The organism is Streptomyces sp. NPDC048420 (assembly GCF_040651535.1).
In the GTDB taxonomy this organism is placed as follows: domain Bacteria; phylum Actinomycetota; class Actinomycetes; order Streptomycetales; family Streptomycetaceae; genus Streptomyces.
In genome coordinates, this window is record NZ_JBEZKG010000004.1 from 281,710 (window position 1) to 297,653 (window position 15,944).

Genomic DNA, 15,944 nt, shown 5'->3' on the forward strand with positions numbered 1-15,944 from the left:
TGCGCCTGCCTGCACAGACGACGACGGCGCAGGGGGAACGCGCCCCATGCGCCGTCGGATCACCCCGTCGGTCATGACCGGATCGCTCAACGGGTCAAGACCACTCCGACGATGAAGCCGGCCGCGCCCATCAGGAGCGAGAGCGTGATGATCATGACGACGAGGATCTTGTTCGAGCGGCTCTGCATCTCGGAGGCCCGTGCCAGCTCGTTGGCGTAGGACTCCTTGTCGGCCTGCATCTCCGTCAGGCGCGCCGCGTACCGCTTGGCCACTGAATCCTCGACCCTCGACAGCTGCTGGAGCAGGTCGGTGACCCGCGCCACCTGGGAGTTGGCCAGGTCGAGGTTGTGCTGCCACTCGGCGTCACGAGCCGTCATCTGCGTGATGGCGTCCTTGCGGTTGCGTTCGAGCTCGTCCTGCATCCGGCAGATCCGGTCGGCGTGCTCAGAGCGCACCGACTCCAGGAGGGCCTGCTGCTCCCGCCGCAGAACACCGATCTCGTCCGTGGTCCGCAGGTGCTCGGCCAGCGCCTCGGACTGGGCGATGTCGGCCTTGCGGTTGTCATCGACGATCCGCTGGATCTCGGACTTCCACTGGTTCAGGCGCTCTTCCTCGGCCGCCAGATACTCCGACTGCCGTTCGGCCAGCACCTCGAAGATCCGCGTCTGCCCGGTCTGCATCTTCAGCGTCGCGTCCGAGCGCCGGACCCGCAGGATCTCCTGCTGGTTGTGCGCGTGGGTGTCTTCGATGTCCCGCTCGATTCCGGCGACGGAGTCGATCTGCTCGCGCTCCATCTTCGAGCGGTTGCGCTCCTTGTACTGCAGTTCCGCCGAGAGCGCCGCCTGCTGGGCCACCTTGGAGGCCTGCGACTCGTAGTCCTTGGCGATCTCCGCACGGCGGACCCGGATCTTCTCGTCCTTCTCCGTCTGCCGCTGGTGGTGCTCGGCCTCGGCGGCGTCCTTCAGCAGTTTGTACCGGGAGCCCGCACGGTCGGTGGCCACATCGCGGATGACCTGCTCGGTGTGCGCCGACATGAGGTTGACGTAGAGCGCTCGCAGTTCATCCTCATGCGCGGAACGGAGCTGCATCAGGTCTGCGTTGGCCTGGCGGTTGAGCTGGGCGACCTGGTCCCCGAGCCACTCCGTCGCGCCCTCGGGCACAGCGATCTGCACGACCGGCGCGCCGATGGCGAACGTCGCGTTGAACTCACCGAGCCGGACGTCCAGATCCAGCTCCTCAGAGAGGAACCGGCGGGCGATGACGTCGCGCACCTGGGCCTGATCGGCCAGCAGCACAGTGTCGTCGGCCTCCTGGTAGCCGCCCTCGATGCCGTAGTCGGCGTCGGTCTCGTCGAACCCCTCGTAGCCGGCCACCTCGTCGCCGTCGTAGTCCGGCTCCGACTCGACCGGAGTGATGCCCGAGTCGTCGATACCGGAGGCGTCCTCCTCGAACATGGGTGCGTCCGCCCCTCCATCGTCGTTGCCGACGTCGCTGAGGAGCGGCTCGTCGTCCAGGCCCTCGTCAGCCCCCTCGTCACCTGGGATCTCGTCGAAGATCGCATCCCCCTCGTCCTCTCCGAGGACCGCGGTGACAAGGCCAGTGGTCCCAGCCTCGGCGACCAGGCCGCTGTGCTCTTCCCACGCCTTCTTGCCCACGGCTTCTTCGAGGCTCGTGGTACCTGCAGCGACAAATCGCGCTTGCGCGAAGGTCGCATCGTTCACCAGATCGACGAGCAGGTCGCCGCTGGGCTTCTGCCACACGACGGCCCAGGCGTATATGGCACCGGTGAGCAGCGAGTACTCCTCCATGCGCGCGAGAGTCTCGTCGGTGGGGATGATGCCGAAGACCTCCTCTTCGAGCATCTCCGCCGTGGCCACCGTGCGGATCTGGTCGGAGCTGATGAGCTCGATGATCGAGCCCTTCGCCTCGTCCCGGCCGTGCCGCTTGCTCAAGCCGCCGATCGAGTCGGCTGCGAGCACGAGCATCACCCAGGCCGTGCCGCTGGGAAAGACGAACTGTGTGTTCGACCGCAGCAGCTCGACTGCCGCCGGGATCGCGGTCTCTCTCACTACGGAGGCCAGAAGTTCGTCGGGCTTCCTCTTCCGCTCCTTCCTGCGGCTTCCCGTTGCCGTACCCAGAATGCCCATTGATGCGCGATCCCTCCGCTAATAAAACACAGTTCGCCTGATTTATGAGTATCCTATCGCCTCTCTATTGCGATAGGCAATCATAGAACATAAATGGGCTATCGATTCGCGAGTTGACTAGGTCCAGCCGTCCTCGACCGGCTCATCGCGCCGCGCTGACCTCGATACAGGCGTCGGAACTCAGCAGGTTCTTGTCGTCGCTGACCAGGTCGCCGACGACGTCGATGCGGATCCGCCGTTCCGAGGGGTGTTCGTTGAGGAAGGTCGCCACCGCGGTGGTGACCTCGTCGGTCAGCTTCGCAACAGCCGCACGCGCACCGCCGGCATCAGAGTCGGTGTCACCCTTGTCCTCGATGAGGTACTGCAGGACCCTCGCATCGACGTCGACCCGGACGTTGTGTTTGACGAACACCTCCTGCACCAGCTGGCGCAGCTTCTTCCGCACGATCTTTTGCTGCGTCAGCAGCGACAGCGGCTGGAAGGGCACGATCGCGTCGATACGGCCCAGCAGCTCGGGCGGAAACCGGTTGTCGCCCGTCGTCGAGGAGATAGAGCGACGGATGAGCTTCTCGTACTCCATCAGCTGCTTGCCCGACCCGGTGTCATCCGCCGCGTACTGCGAGATGTCCTTGTAGATCTCCGAGCCCGCGTTCGTCGTCAGCACGATGTAGGTGTTGAGGAAGCTCACCTCACGGTTGTTGTCGTCGTTGAGCCGGCCGTCGTCGAGCACCTGCAGCAGCACGCGGGTCACCATCGCCGAGGCCTTCTCGACCTCGTCGAAAAGAAGCACCGCGTGAGAGAGATCCCATACGCGCTTGGTGAGCTCAGAACGGAACGCCGCGAACGACGAGTCCTCGGCGTACTCCGTCATGTCGAACCGGATCAGGTGCCGCTGGTCATCGCCGAACAGCAGTCGCGCCAGTTGCTTCGTCAACTCGGTGTTGTGCGTGACCACGAAGTCGCCGGCCTGGTAGAGATGTTCGTCGTCGTCGACGTAGATGCATGACGAGCTCTGCTGCTCTGGCAGCTTCTCGATCGACGTGATGCCGACCATGTCGAAGTTCTTCACGCGCTTACGACCCGAGGTCTCGATGACCGCCCGCCGTGCGATCTCGTGCTTGCGGGGGAGGGAGAAGAACCGGGCCTTATCCTGGTTGCCGACCTTCACGTGCACGTCGTACTCGGCCAGTTCGCGCCCGCCCTCCTTCGTGCGTGTCCACGATTTGATTGTGTTCGAGACGCCGAGCGAGAACAGCACCTCCCTGAGGTCCTCCGCGAGTCCCTTGGAGTACGTCGAGTACGAGACGTTGAAGCGGTCGTTCGAGCCGCCGATCGATCCGTCGGTGTCGAAAAGGCCCCGCACCAGCGCCCACCGCTGCTGTACTGATCCGTGTTTGTACCTCTCCGGGATACGGCGCTCCGCCGAGCGCGCACCGATCAGATCAGGAACCGAGGCAAGCACGTCCTTCGTCTGGTACAGCGAATCGCGGCGGTCCTCCACCGGGCCAACGCCGACAGGGAAGACCCAGCTGTAGTTGTGCCCGTACGACTTCGGTGCCGATCCCAGCCATTCGCCCACCGTCCACACGGTGTGGTCGGCGTCGTCCCCGTCAGACGAGAGCGTCAGCTGCGTCTCAGTGAGGCACCCGTTGCCGATGAGGACGCCCAAGACGTACGGGTCGATGTCGGAGTCCTGCTCCGGCCAGTGCACCGGTCCGTTCGCCGGGATGAAGAACTTCAGATGCTCCCGAGAGTCGCCGGGGTAGGTTCGCACGACGCCACGCTCGACCATTTCCTGCGTGCTCAGAACCATCGGCGCGACGTCCTTGCCCGCATGCTTCTTCGACCGCTGCTTGGCTGTGTAGACCGTCCACAAGTGCGGTCCTCCAACGTCGAGAGTCCGGTCGTCCCAGAGCGTGACCCGGTAGACGTCCTGCATGCCCTGCGGGAAGTGTCCGAGTACCTCGACCGGGCGACCTTGACGACCGAACACTCTGTCGCCCGGGACCAGGTCGCCGTGCAGCTTCCAGGTGGTCTCGCCGTCGCTCGAGTAGACAGGAACCTGCGTCGAGTCGATGCAGAATTTCCCCACACCAGTGGAGCCCGTAAACAGCAGGCTTGCCATCGGCTTTCCCTTGTCGTTGAGGTCCGCCACCGACAACTGCAGACGACGCGCCACCGCGCCGGTCGCCCAGTCCTGGCTGAACACCTTGGCGTCCAGCTGCTGCTTGATCTTCGCGCCGTCGACCCGGAACGCGACGTTCACGTTCAGCGACTCCATGAGCACGTCCGAGAGCAGGTCCCGGTCCATCGGTCGGTGCGTCAGGCGATGCCAGCCGACCATGGAGTCGAGCACGAGGATCGACTTGCGCGGCTGGGCGCTGGCCGGCATGTAGCGCTGGGTGTACTCGTAGATCTGCCGGAAGACGTGGTCGTCGTAGAACTCGCCAGCCACCCCGTACCGTTCTGCCATGCCCTGCAGGATCTTGATGGTCGTCGCCTGGTCCGGCGGGTTGAGGTTGATGCGCTGCAGGCGCTCGACGAGCGGCTGGTTCGGCGCGATGTGCTTGTGGAACTCGTCGTAGGTCGTCGCCGCGATGATCCTGATGCCTCGGGTTCCGGAGGCCGCGAGGACCGGCTTGATCGCCTCGACGGCGGCGTCGGAGAGCTGGATGATCTGGTGGAACTCGTCGATGAAGAGCACCAGTTCGCGCTTCTCGTCCTTGACGAAGTCCTCGGCCTCGTCGAAGAAGCCCTTGAACTTCGCGGCCATGTTCTCGGCGTTGCCCGCCTCGGAGATCATGCGCGCCGGGTCTACTTCGAGGTAGAGGCGGTCCTTGTCCACCAGCATCGTGGCCTGGACCAGGGCCGTCTTGCCGCTACCGGCTTCGGCCAGCAGAAGCGCATTGCACAGCTCGGGGCGGCTCATCGAGGCCAGCAGCTGCATCATCTCGTGCTCACGGCCGAGGATGTCGCGCTCAGCCTCCTTCAGCGGCTTCGAGAGCCTGGACAGGAGGGGGTAGCGCTCGTTGAGCTGCGCCTCGTCGAACATGCCGCGCAAGACCTCTCGACTGGACTGAAGATTCAACTGGGAATTCAGTCAAAACCTATCATGAGTGGCATTCAATAGGGAATTGAATGGATAACCTGAAAGGCCCCGGAGTGTACTCCGGGGCCTTTCGTTCCGTGCGCTGGTCGCGGGTCGCTCACCTGCCGTATTTCGGAATCGTTGCCCTCCGCCGTCTGGGGCTGCTCGAACTGGAAGTTGAAGCGCTCGCTGGCGGGGGCCTTGTTGCTCCCCGCCGCGCCGGCCTTACCCGCCAACGCGCCCATGCGTCCGACCAGGTCCGCGCCGAACGAGGGGGAAGCCTTCGGCGCGTCCGCGGAAGGACTCATCCCAGGAGCGGGAGCAGCTGGCTGCCGAGTCTGCGGCTGGCGCTCACGCACCACTGGGTTGAACCGCGATCCCGGCTCGCCTGATGCCGGCGCCGACGGAGAGCTGTGACATGGTCCGCCGTGCGTGCTGAGCCCGGCCTGCGAGTTCGGCGCCGATGCCCGCAGCTTGTGATCATGCACATGGGCGTGCCCCGGTGTGGTGGGCGGAAGGCAAGGCAGAAGCGACGTCGGCGGACGAACCAGGCGACGCGCGGGATGGCTGGTGGTGGGCGCCGCGGCAGTGGGGGCGGTGAGGTCAGTCGGGTGCCGCAGGCGAGGACTGCGCGGCGGTGGGTCGCGGGGCGCGGCCGATCGTGACCCCTTCGCGGGTGGGGCTGAGTAGGTGTGTGATCTCGTCGATGACGGCTGCGCTGCTCACCTGGTAGCCGGCGGAGGAGGGATGGAATCTGTCGTCCGACAGGAGGTCCGGGTTGGCGGCGTATGCGGGGCAGGCCAGCTCGGCGAGTGGGACGGGAATACCTCCGTTGCGGAGGATGTGGGCGTGCTGGAGTTGCGCGAGACGTTGTGCGGACAGCCGCAGGATCCAGCGCAGTGGCACAGGGAGTGCTGGTGCCACGCTGAGGTCGGGGCAGGTGCAACAGATTACCTCTGTCGCGTTCTGCTTGAGGCCCGCGATCGCCTGCCCGAGGTTTGTTGCCGAGCTCTTCAGCGTCCGGTCGCGCACAGACCCGGGCGTGGCGAATGCGGCGTCATTCGCGCCGACAACGAGGACGGCAAAGTCCAGGGGCCCCTGGGCCAGGACCCGGTCCGTCTGCCGGGCCAGGTCCGAGGCACCGGATCCGGCACGGGCCACGTTGACGATGCGGACCGGTCGCTGGGTTCGGGCGGCAACTCCGGTGCCGATCAGTGCACTTGGCGTACCGGATACGTCGTCCGCTCCGAGACCGGCGGCCAGTGAATCGCCCAGGATGCCGATCGTGACCTGGTCGCTGTTGTAGTCCTCGCCATAGGTTCCGCTGGCACAGAGCACGATCGAGGGACGTCCACGGTTGGTCATGACGATGCGGCGGAAGGCGCTGCGCGCCTGCGCGGCCAGGGCCAGGGGCGGCACGGCCAGGGCGATGGCCACGCCGGCGGCGCGCGTGAGGAGAGTCAGCACGGGGCAGCCTCCGCCCGGTCACTGCCGGTGAGCGTCGGGGTGGTGCCGTGTGAGGCGATCTGGGCGAGGGTTTCCGGCTCCTGACGCGCGCGCAGGCGCAGGCTCTCCAGTTGCGCGGCGAGATCCTCACGTTTGTGCTCGGCTGGCGGGGTGAGGCCCTCCCGGGAGAAGATCTTCCAGTGCGCCAAGAGGGGGCTGATGACGCTTTCGTAGTGGACAGAATGGTTGTAGATGCCGGCCCGGGCGATGACGAGCGCTCGCTCCTGGAAGTCAGGAAGGTGGTCGGCGCCCGGCATGGCGAAGTGCATGACCTCGCTGCAGATGGTTGCGTTGCAGATGGCCTCGACGGTCTGAGACGGTGCCATGTCGAGAGCCGCTGTCAGCAGACCGCGGAAGACCAGGTGATGGTGATGCTTGTCCTGGCTGATGCGCTGCAGCAGAAGCCACGCGATCTGGTCATCCGGTTGGGCTGCCTTGCCCGCGTTCTGATGGGAGACCTGGGCGGCGAGTTCCTGCACTGTGAGGAAGACGAGGGACTCCAGCAGGCCCGTGTCGCCCACACCGTTTCTGGCTTGCATGGCGGCCATCCGGTCCGATTCCATCTGCCGCGGGTCCAGTCCGCGGGTGGCGGCCAGGAAGCTGCGCAGCGCGAACGCGTGCCGCTGCCCCTCGGCCTTCCAGCGGCCCAGCCACGCGGCCCAGGCCGCGTGGTACTCGAACCCGCTGGTCAAGGAAAGTGTCCAGCGGTTCGTCTGTGCGTCTGTGGCCAGGCTGAGGCCCAGCGCGGCCTGGACCGGGGCGCTCAGCTTCGAGTGTGCGGGATCCCAAGGGACTTCCTGGAAGTCCATCCCCTCGCCCCAGGGGACGTAACTCGTCACCGGGTCCCAGTCGGTGACGGTGTTCAGATGGTCATGGAGAGCCTTTTCTACGTACGGCTCCAGCTCTGTCAGCCAGTTGGTGTGCACTCGTCGTCTCCGATCAGGATCGTGTAGGTGTTCACGCCCGGGTGAAGGCGAGGATCACGTTGTGGCCGCCGAAACCGAACGACGAGGACAGTGCTGCCTGCGGGCTGGTGACGCGGTGCGTTTCCTGGACCAGGTCGAGGTCGATCCGGCCGTCCGCACGGACGAGGTTGCGGATCCGCGGGACGATCCCCTTCCGCATCGCCAAGATCGTCATGATGGACTCGACGGCTCCTGCGGCCCCCAGTAGATGACCGGTGTAAGCCTTGGTTGCCGTGACGACGGGGTGCGTACCGACGGCCCGGGCCAAAGCCTGCGCCTCCACGTAATCCCCGAGCGGTGTCCCGGTCGCGTGCGCGTTGACGTGCTCGATGTCCCGCGGGCTCAGATCGGCGTTCACCAGGGCCTGTTTGATGGCACGGATCTGCCCGTCGATGTCAGGGTTGACCGACGACGTAGCGTCTGCGGTCAACCCGGATCCGGCCAGCACCGCGTGGATGCGCGCGCCGCGCGCCCGAGCATGGTCTTCACGCTCCAGTACCACGACCCCGGCGCCCTCGGCCATGACGAACCCGTCCCGGTCCTGGTCGAAGGGCCGCGAGGCGCGCTCGGGTTCCTCGTTCAGACGGCTCAGGGCCCGGATCCGGTCGAACGCGGCAATGGAGATCGGCGCGATGCAAGCGTCGGTGCCGCCCGCGATCACCACATCCGCCATCCCCTGCGCGATCAGGAGACTGCCCCACACCAGTCCCTCCGCGCCCGACGCACAGGCGCTGGTGGGGGCGTGAGCTCCTGCCTTTGCGCCCAGCAGGATGGACACGGCTCCGGCGGCGCCGTTGGGCATCAGTCGCGGCACTGTGTGAGGGGAGACTTTGGCGCTGCCTTCGGTGCGCAGTAGGTCGTGTTGATCGAGCAGCGTCGCCGCGCCGCCCACACCGCTGCCGATCACCGCGGCGAGCCGCTCCGGCTCGACTGCGGGGGCGCCGGCGTCATCCCACGCCTCGAGGGACGCAGCCACGGCGATCTGCTGGGAGCGGTCCAGCCGCCGTGCGGCCACCCTGCCGATGAGGTCCGCCGGGTCGGTGGGCAGGACGCCGGCGATCTTGACGGGCAGGTCCGCGGCCCAGTCCGTGTCCAGTTTGGTGATGCCGGACTCCCCGCGTATCACGGCGGCCCAGGTGTCCTTCACGGTTGCGGCCAAGGGAGTCAGTGCCCCCATCCCCGTCACCACAACGCGGGGGCGGGTGGCCCGTTTCGAGTTCGATGTCGATGGCATGGCGCTACCTCCCTTGGCTGAGGCCGCTGTGTGCGTGGCGGATGGGTAGCGGGCCGGTGATCGACACCGTGGACGAGGTGGGTTTGGGCACCGTGATCTGGAGACGGCGCAGGATCGCAAGCATCCAGCTGTTGGTGGCGCCGACTTCGGCGGTGAAACTGCTGTAGCCGTGCAGTGCCGCGAGACCGGCCGCGTAGCCGACCAGACAGCTGCCCAGTCCCAGGCGCAGCTGCCACGCATCCTCGACAAGGACGGCCAACTCAACGCACCCGGGCGTGTCGGTTTCGATCAGGTTGGTCATCGCGATGACTTCACCGGGTGCGGACGTCGGTGTGGTCAGCAGGGTGATGGCCCTTCGGACGTCGACCAGCCCCTCCCACTCGTGCGGTTTGATCTCGCTGCGACCCGTGAGGTGGCGGGCCCGCAGGCTCTCCTTACTGCATCTGCGATACAGCCCGTTGACCGCGTCGAGGTCGGCCCGGCCGGCGGGTCGGCTGATGACGCGGGTGCCGTCGGCCAGGACGCTCGCATGCGGTGCGTCAAGGGCAGGCAGAGGTGGGGGCAAGGGGGGCACGAGGTGAAAGGCCATGAGGACTACCTCTTCCAGGGCGGCCGGACAGTGGCGCGTGATGTGGGGGTCTCGGCGTGGTTGTTGATCGGCTCTTGATGGCCGGGGATCGCGATGCGAACTGGCGCCCGGTCTCGTGGAGCGGCGGGCGGCCCGGGATTGTTCACGCGGCGCGGGGGACAGCGGGAGTGACCTGGACGTCGGCGCGGGCGAGAACATCGGCGAGGTGCTGCTGTGCTTCGTGTGCGCTGTCGCCGCTGACGACGGCGAAACCGGCGCGGACGTTGTTCGGTGTCGTGCTGGAGGGGGTGAGGGTGGCCGCATCGCCCACGTTGCACAGCCACTGGAAGTGCTCCAGGTGCCGGTCGCTGCCGGGGCGCAGGTCGCGGCGGGTGACGATGCCCTCGGCGGGCGGGTAGATCATGCCGATGGCGGCGCTGCGCTGCCGGGTGGGGCGCAGGTTGGGGATTTCGCCGCAGGCGAGGGCGGCGGCGGCAAGGGGGAGGGAGATCCCGGTCGCCAGGCGTACGAGTTCGCCGATGAGGTCGCCGCCGTGGCGGGCGTTGACCTCGATGACTTTCGGCCCCTCTGGGGTGAGGCGGAGTTCGGTGTGGCTGACGCCGTGGGTGATGCCGAGCGCCTCCAGGGCGGCCGAAGCGACGGGCGCAACCTCGTGCAGGAGCGGGTCGCCGGCACTGACGCTGTGCCCGGTCTCCAGGAAGTAGGGGGCGAAGCCGACCGCTTTGCGGGTGACAGCCACGGCGCTGGTGACGCCGCGGCGGGTGACGGTCTCCACGGAGACCTCGGGCCCGTCAAGGTACTCCTCCACGAGCACGCCCTGTCCGTCCGGGCCCTGGTGAGCGGCACCTGCCGAGGCGATGGCCCAGGCCGCGGGCAGGTCGGTGATCGTGTCCACGCGAACGACGCCGATGCTGCCAGCATGGGCTGCGGGCTTGAGGACGATCGGGTAGCCGACGCGTTCGGCTGCCGAAGCGGCAGCGTCCAGGGAATGCACCCAGGTGGAGGTGGCGGAGGGCACACTGGCGGCGGCGAAGCGCTGGCGGGAGGTGACCTTGTCTCGGGCGGCGGCGACGGCCGCGAGGGCGTTGCCGGGCCGGCCGCCGAGGCTGTGGGCGAGCCGGGCGGCTGCCGTCAGGTGGTACTCGTCCCAGGTCAGCACCCCGGCGATGGGCCATCGCACGGCGAGGGACGCGGCGGCGGTGTTCACCGCGATGGGGTCGCTGAGATTGGCTACTTCGTGGTCGACGACATAGGGCTTCTGCCAGGTCAGCGGCGCGTCGTTGATCAGCAGCAGCGGGTAGTGGGCCGCGGTCTGTTCCAGCAGGTAGCCGCGCATGGGGCGCGAGCCGGAGCCGATCACGACGAGCATGGGGGAACCCGTGGAATTGCGCCTGATGCACGATCCGTTGGACTGCGAGCTGGGGACCTGCGACATCAGGTCACCGTCCTTTCTATCAATTCGAGGGCTGTTGACCTGCCCCTTTGCGGGCAGGCATGCATTTGATGCAAGATTCGCGCACCCAGCGGATGGGAGGGTGCGTGTCGACGACCGGGTTAAGCGAGGGCTCCGCACGCCTCGTGCTGCTCGACGGCGTCTCCCTGCTGCACCCTGAAGACGCGGTCTTCGAGGCGATGTTGGAGGGGTGGGAACGCCAGCAGCGCGGTGGGCGCCGGCTTCAGCCGAAGACCATCCGGGACCGGAAGAACCTGGTCCGCCGCTTCGGCGCGTACGTCAACGCCTACCCGTGGCAGTGGTCGGCGGCGCACTGCGACGAGTGGATGTCCCACTTGATCGCGGAGTTGAAGCGCGCGGAGTCGACCATCCGCAGCTACCAATGCACCTTGCGGCTGTTCTGCGACTACATCACGTCGCCGCACTACCAGTGGCCCGCCGAATGCGAACTCCGCTTCGGTACCCACCCTGTGCAGATCTGCCATGAGTGGAACACCGTCGCCCACCTCGCCGACTACGAGGGCGACCCCGACCGGCGGCCGATGACCCGCGAGGAGTGCCAGGCATTCTTCGACTACGCCGACGACCAGGTCGAGCGAGCCATCCGGCTCGGCCGCAAGGGCGCGCTCGCCGCGTACCGGGACGCCACGGTCTTCAAGACGATCTATGGCTGGGGCCTGCGTGCTACCGAGACCTCCCGCCTCGACCTCCCCGACTTCTACCGCAACCCCAAGGCACCGGAGTTGGGCCGCTTCGGCGCACTCCACGTCCGCTACGGAAAGCGAACCCGAGGCTCGCCGCCGCGGCGCCGGATGGTGTTGAGCGTGATGCCCTGGGCGGTGGAGTCCGTCGAGGACTACATCACCAACGTCCGCCCCCGTTATCCGCATGCGTCCCGTACGCCGACGTTGTGGCTGACCGAGCGCGGCCGGCGGCTGCAAGTGCGCGAGATCGAGGAGCGGTTCGCGGCATACCGCGACGCCCTGGGCCTGGACAAGGAGCTGGTGCCGCACTGCCTGCGGCACAGCCACGTCACGCACCAGATCGAGGACGGCGCGGATCCGACGTTCGTCCAGCTTCTCTTGAGTCCTCCGCGGTGTGTCCACGACGTGCAGCACGAGCCTGGGGTGGGCGGCGATCTGTGTGGTGGAGGTGGTTATCTACCGCCGTCCATCACGCAGTTTCCCCGGAGGTCTGATGCTGGTGCAGAGGGTGTTGATGCCTGCCTCGTCGCTTGAGTCGTGGACGGTCCTTGGTGACGAGGGCGGCACGGTCGAGCCGATCGAGCGCTACCTCGCCTACCTGACCGATATCGAGCGGTCGCCGAACACGGTCAAGGCTTATGCCCATGATCTGAAGGACTGGTTCGTCTTCCTCGGCCGGCGGGGTCTGGACTGGCGCGAGGTGCGGCTGGAAGACCTGGGCGAGTTCGTTGCCTGGCTCCGGCTGCCGCCTGCGGGCCGTGACGGCAGGGTCGCATTGCTGCCGTCGGCGGAGCATCACTGCGGGGTGACCACGGTCAACCGGAAGCTCTCCGCGGTCAGCGGTCTCTACGTTTTCCACGCCCGTCACGGCGTGGACCTGGGCGATCTGGTCACCGAGCTGCAGCCGGTCCGCGCCCGGCGCACGGGCTGGAAGCCGCTTCTTTATCACCTGGCGGGCGGCGAACCCGAGCGGCGCCGCACGATCAAGCTGAAGACGCCTCGCATGTATCCGACCATCCTGACCGCCGCCCAGGTCCAGGCGATCCTGGACGCGTGCACCCGACTGCGGGACCGGTTCTTGTTCGCGCTGCTGTGGGAGACCGGGATCCGGATCGGCGAGGCCCTTGGTCTCCGTCACGAGGATCTCGCTGCGGCGGAAGGCGAGTTGATCGTCACTCCGCGAGTTAACGACAACCGGGCTCGGGCCAAGTCCGCCTCTCCCCGCACCGTTCCCGTCGGTGCTGAGATCGTCCGGCTCTACGCGGACTATCTCCACGAGGAGTACGGCGACCTGGACAGCGACTACATGTTCGTCAACCTCTGGGGCGGCTCCTACGGACACCCGCTGACCTACGCTGCCGTCTACGACTTGGTGCTGCGGATACGCCGCGACACCGGCATCGACTTCGACCCCCACTGGTTCCGGCACACCCGGGCCACCTTGCTCCTCCGCCGCAAGGTGCCCATCGAGGTAGTCAGCACCTTGCTCGGTCATTCTTCGATCGCCACCACGCTCGATATTTACGGTCACTTGTCCGTCGAGGACGCCCGTCGCGCCCTGGAGGCCGCCGGTTTCCTGACCGGGCGGGAGGTCCGCTGGTGAGCGAGTCGACTCCCGCTGTTCCCCTTCCCGGCTCAGGGCTGCTGGGCCAACTCATGGCCGCGGTCCGGCCGGAGTTCCGCGTCGATGTGTTCATCCCCGCTCCTGGAGAGCTGATCTTCGGGCTGGGAGCCTGCCGGGTTCCCGGATGTCCACGGCAGCCCCGCACCCGTCAGCTCTGCCGCGGCCATTACTACCGCTGGCAGCGGCGCGGAGGCCCGGACATCGAGGCGTTCATCGCCGATCCCGGCCCCGGCCCGGTCGGGCGGACTGAACTGACCGAGTGCTCCGTCACCGACTGCCGCTACGGTGCGGCCCGCCAAGGGCTGTGCGTTCGCCATCACGGCTTCTGGGAACGGGCGGGCGAGCCCGAGAAGAAGAGGTGGGTGGCGGATCTGCCGGCGATCGCCGACAGCGGCCACCGGATCTGCCGCTTGTCGTTCTGCACCCTGTGGACCCAGGGGAAGTCGCCGTTCTGCCACAACCACAAGTCCCGCTGGTATGCAGTCGGCAGCCCCGAGATCGAGGAGTTCGTACGCCGCTGCGAAGCCGCCGGAGATGACCGCTTCGACTTCCGGCCGCTGGACGACAAGCGCCAGCTGAAACTGGAGTTGCAGTACGCACTGCAGTGCCGCCACGACGAACGGCAGGTCAACACCCACAGTTCAGCCGTCTCGCCGGTGATCCGGCTGACCGCCTCCGCTGACGCGGCGTCGCTCCTGGAGTGGCCGATGGAGCAGTGGAGTGAGTACTTCGCCGCGATGCGCGGGGCCAGCCATGACCAGAACGGACAGCTTGCGTTCCTGCGCTACGCGCACGAGCATCTGGAGGATCTCGCTTGCGGCAGCGGCTGGGAGAGCGAGTTCCCCCGCGATGTGTGGGTGCTGCGTCGGCTCGGGATCGAGGGCACCCGGGCCCGGCTGCGGTTCGACCGCATCGCCCAGCCGTGGCTGCGCGAGCCGGCCAAGCGGTTCGTCCGCTGGCGGCTCAGTATCGGCCGCAGCATCAACCAGGCCGTCATCGACATCCTCGCGCTCAACCGCTTCTCCGGCTTCCTGGCCGACCCACGGGTCGCCGCAGGCGGTCTGGTTGCGGTCGACCGGAAGGCACTCGAACGCTACCTGGCCGACCTCGCCGTCGACCCGCGGTCGACCCACTCGCGCGGCCGGGACATCGGCTCGCTGAACGCGTTCTTCCACGCCCTGCGCCGCCACGGCTGGGACGAGACCCTCCCGGCGAGCGCAACCTTCTACGCCGACGACTTCCCCCGTCCCGACAAGCGGTTGCCCCGCGCGCTGGCCGAGCATGTCATGGCCCAGGTCGAGCAGTCCGCCAACCTCGACCGCTGGCACAACCCGGAGGGCCAGATGCTGACCTTGGTCCTCATGCGGTGCGGGCTGCGTGTCGGTGACGCCTGCAATCTGGCCTTCGACTGCATCGTCCGGGACGCCGATGGCGCCGCTTACCTGCGCTATCTCAACCGGAAGATGAAACGCGAGGCCCTGGTCCCCATCGACGAAGAAGTCGAGGGCGAGATCACCGCCCAGCAGAACCGCGTCCTGGAGCGCTGGCCCGGCGGCAGCCGGTGGCTGTTCCCGGCCCCGCGGATGAACCCCGACGGCACCCGACCGCTGACCACACACTCCTACCGCGGACAGCTCGATCTCTGGCTGGAGCGCTGCGACGTCCGCGACGAGCACGGTCGGGCGGTCCACCTGACGCCTCATCAATGGCGCCACACTTTTGGAACCAGGCTGATCAACCGGGACGTCCCGCAGGAAGTCGTACGCGTCCTTCTTGATCACTCCTCCGGGGAGATGACCGCGCACTATGCCCGGCTGCACGACACCACGGTCCGTCGGCACTGGGAGAAGGCCCGCAAGGTCAACATCAAGGGCGAGAGCGTCACCGTCGATCCCGACGGCCCTCTGGCCGAGGCCACCTGGGCCAAGCAGCGGCTCGGCCGCGTGACCCAGGCCCTGCCGAACGGCTACTGCGGTCTGCCGGTGCAAAAGACCTGCCCGCATGCCAATGCCTGCTTGACCTGCCCTATGTTCGTCACCGCCGCCGAGGCCCGCGGCCAAGCGCGGGTGGTCGAGATGAACCAGCAGGTCCTGGGCAACCTGGAGCAGATCATCACCACTTTGGAATCCGACCCCGATCTGCCGGAGGCGACCGCTGATGCGAGCTGACAACAGCCAGCACATCGTCGAGGCCGCCCGGCGCCGCAGCGAGTACACCCGCTCCAAGGCCGTCCAGGCACTCCGCGCTCTCGACGCGGCCGGGGAGCCGGTCACCTTTGAGACTGTCGCGAAACAGGCAGGCGTTTCCCGGTCCTGGCTCTACGCGCAACCCGACCTGCGAGCCGAGATCGAGCAGTTGCGGGCAGTGCAACGCCGAGCGCCGAGATCCTCCGTCCCTGCACGTCAAAGGGCCTCCGACGCCTCACTGCGGCGACGCCTGGAAACCGCCAACGAACGCATCCAGCGTCTCACCGACGAAAACCGGCAACTGCGCGCGCACCTCGCTGGGGCCCTCGGCGAACAACGCGCCGCGAGAAGTCACACAAGCCCGCGGGGTGCCGCATCGATGCACGAAGGCGTCGACATTGCCGACCCTGTCCAGCCTCAGCAACCCATTCGAGAGAGGGAGCAGTAG

Annotated in this window: 11 protein-coding genes; 4 read left to right on the forward strand and 7 right to left on the reverse strand. The window is 67.2% G+C overall.

Annotated features, from left to right (window positions below):
* Positions 1-86 precede the first annotated feature (86 nt).
* From AB0D34_RS08765 to AB0D34_RS08795, 7 genes are all read right to left on the reverse strand, one after another.
* Entirely contained in the window at positions 87-2,069 is a 1,983-nt protein-coding gene (locus AB0D34_RS08765) for a hypothetical protein (protein WP_362658587.1), read from the reverse strand.
* 220 nt (positions 2,070-2,289) lie between these two features.
* Positions 2,290-5,199, reverse strand: a complete 2,910-nt coding sequence (locus AB0D34_RS08770; protein ID WP_362658590.1) for an AAA family ATPase — start codon at positions 5,197-5,199, stop codon at positions 2,290-2,292.
* Positions 5,200-5,838: 639 nt separating this feature from the next.
* Positions 5,839-6,672, reverse strand: a complete 834-nt coding sequence (locus AB0D34_RS08775) for an SGNH/GDSL hydrolase family protein (RefSeq protein WP_362658593.1) — start codon at positions 6,670-6,672, stop codon at positions 5,839-5,841.
* Between the two features lie 23 nt (positions 6,673-6,695).
* A complete protein-coding gene (locus tag AB0D34_RS08780) occupies positions 6,696-7,667 on the reverse strand; it encodes an acyl-ACP desaturase (protein WP_362658596.1) in 972 nt (323 codons plus the stop codon).
* Positions 7,668-7,698: 31 nt separating this feature from the next.
* Positions 7,699-8,940 carry a beta-ketoacyl-[acyl-carrier-protein] synthase family protein gene (locus AB0D34_RS08785; RefSeq protein WP_362658599.1) on the reverse strand — a complete coding sequence of 414 codons (1,242 nt, stop codon included), beginning with the start codon at positions 8,938-8,940 and terminating at the stop codon, positions 7,699-7,701.
* A 4-nt stretch (positions 8,941-8,944) separates the two neighbouring features.
* Positions 8,945-9,505 carry an N-acetyltransferase gene (locus AB0D34_RS08790; protein WP_362658601.1) on the reverse strand — a complete coding sequence of 187 codons (561 nt, stop codon included), beginning with the start codon at positions 9,503-9,505 and terminating at the stop codon, positions 8,945-8,947.
* A 166-nt stretch (positions 9,506-9,671) separates the two neighbouring features.
* On the reverse strand, positions 9,672-10,964 hold the full coding sequence (locus AB0D34_RS08795; protein ID WP_362658604.1) for an ATP-grasp domain-containing protein: 1,293 nt from the start codon (positions 10,962-10,964) through the stop codon (positions 9,672-9,674).
* Between the two features lie 104 nt (positions 10,965-11,068).
* Here AB0D34_RS08795 and AB0D34_RS08800 point away from each other — a divergent pair, with 104 nt between their 5' ends.
* The 4 genes from AB0D34_RS08800 to AB0D34_RS08815 are packed head-to-tail and all read left to right on the forward strand — an operon-like array spanning position 11,069 to position 15,944.
* On the forward strand, positions 11,069-12,220 hold the full coding sequence (locus AB0D34_RS08800; protein WP_362658607.1) for a tyrosine-type recombinase/integrase: 1,152 nt from the start codon (positions 11,069-11,071) through the stop codon (positions 12,218-12,220).
* On the forward strand, positions 12,129-13,289 hold the full coding sequence (locus AB0D34_RS08805; protein WP_362658610.1) for a tyrosine-type recombinase/integrase: 1,161 nt from the start codon (positions 12,129-12,131) through the stop codon (positions 13,287-13,289). The genes AB0D34_RS08800 and AB0D34_RS08805 overlap by 92 nt, the downstream gene beginning before the upstream one ends.
* A complete protein-coding gene (locus AB0D34_RS08810) occupies positions 13,286-15,478 on the forward strand; it encodes a site-specific integrase (RefSeq protein ID WP_362658613.1) in 2,193 nt (730 codons plus the stop codon). Before AB0D34_RS08805 ends, AB0D34_RS08810 begins: the two co-directional genes overlap by 4 nt.
* Positions 15,468-15,944, forward strand: coding sequence for a DUF6262 family protein (locus AB0D34_RS08815; RefSeq protein ID WP_362658616.1), 477 nt, complete (start codon positions 15,468-15,470; stop codon positions 15,942-15,944). The genes AB0D34_RS08810 and AB0D34_RS08815 overlap by 11 nt, the downstream gene beginning before the upstream one ends.

Bases quoted from the DNA above. Each gene is read 5' to 3' on its own strand.
- AB0D34_RS08785 (WP_362658599.1), bottom strand. From the start codon at position 8,940: ATGCCATCGACATCGAACTCGAAACGGGCCACCCGCCCCCGCGTTGTG.
- AB0D34_RS08815 (WP_362658616.1), top strand. From the start codon at position 15,468: ATGCGAGCTGACAACAGCCAGCACATCGTCGAGGCCGCCCGGCGCCGC.
- AB0D34_RS08795 (WP_362658604.1), bottom strand. From the start codon at position 10,964: ATGTCGCAGGTCCCCAGCTCGCAGTCCAACGGATCGTGCATCAGGCGC.
- AB0D34_RS08770 (WP_362658590.1), bottom strand. From the start codon at position 5,199: ATGTTCGACGAGGCGCAGCTCAACGAGCGCTACCCCCTCCTGTCCAGG.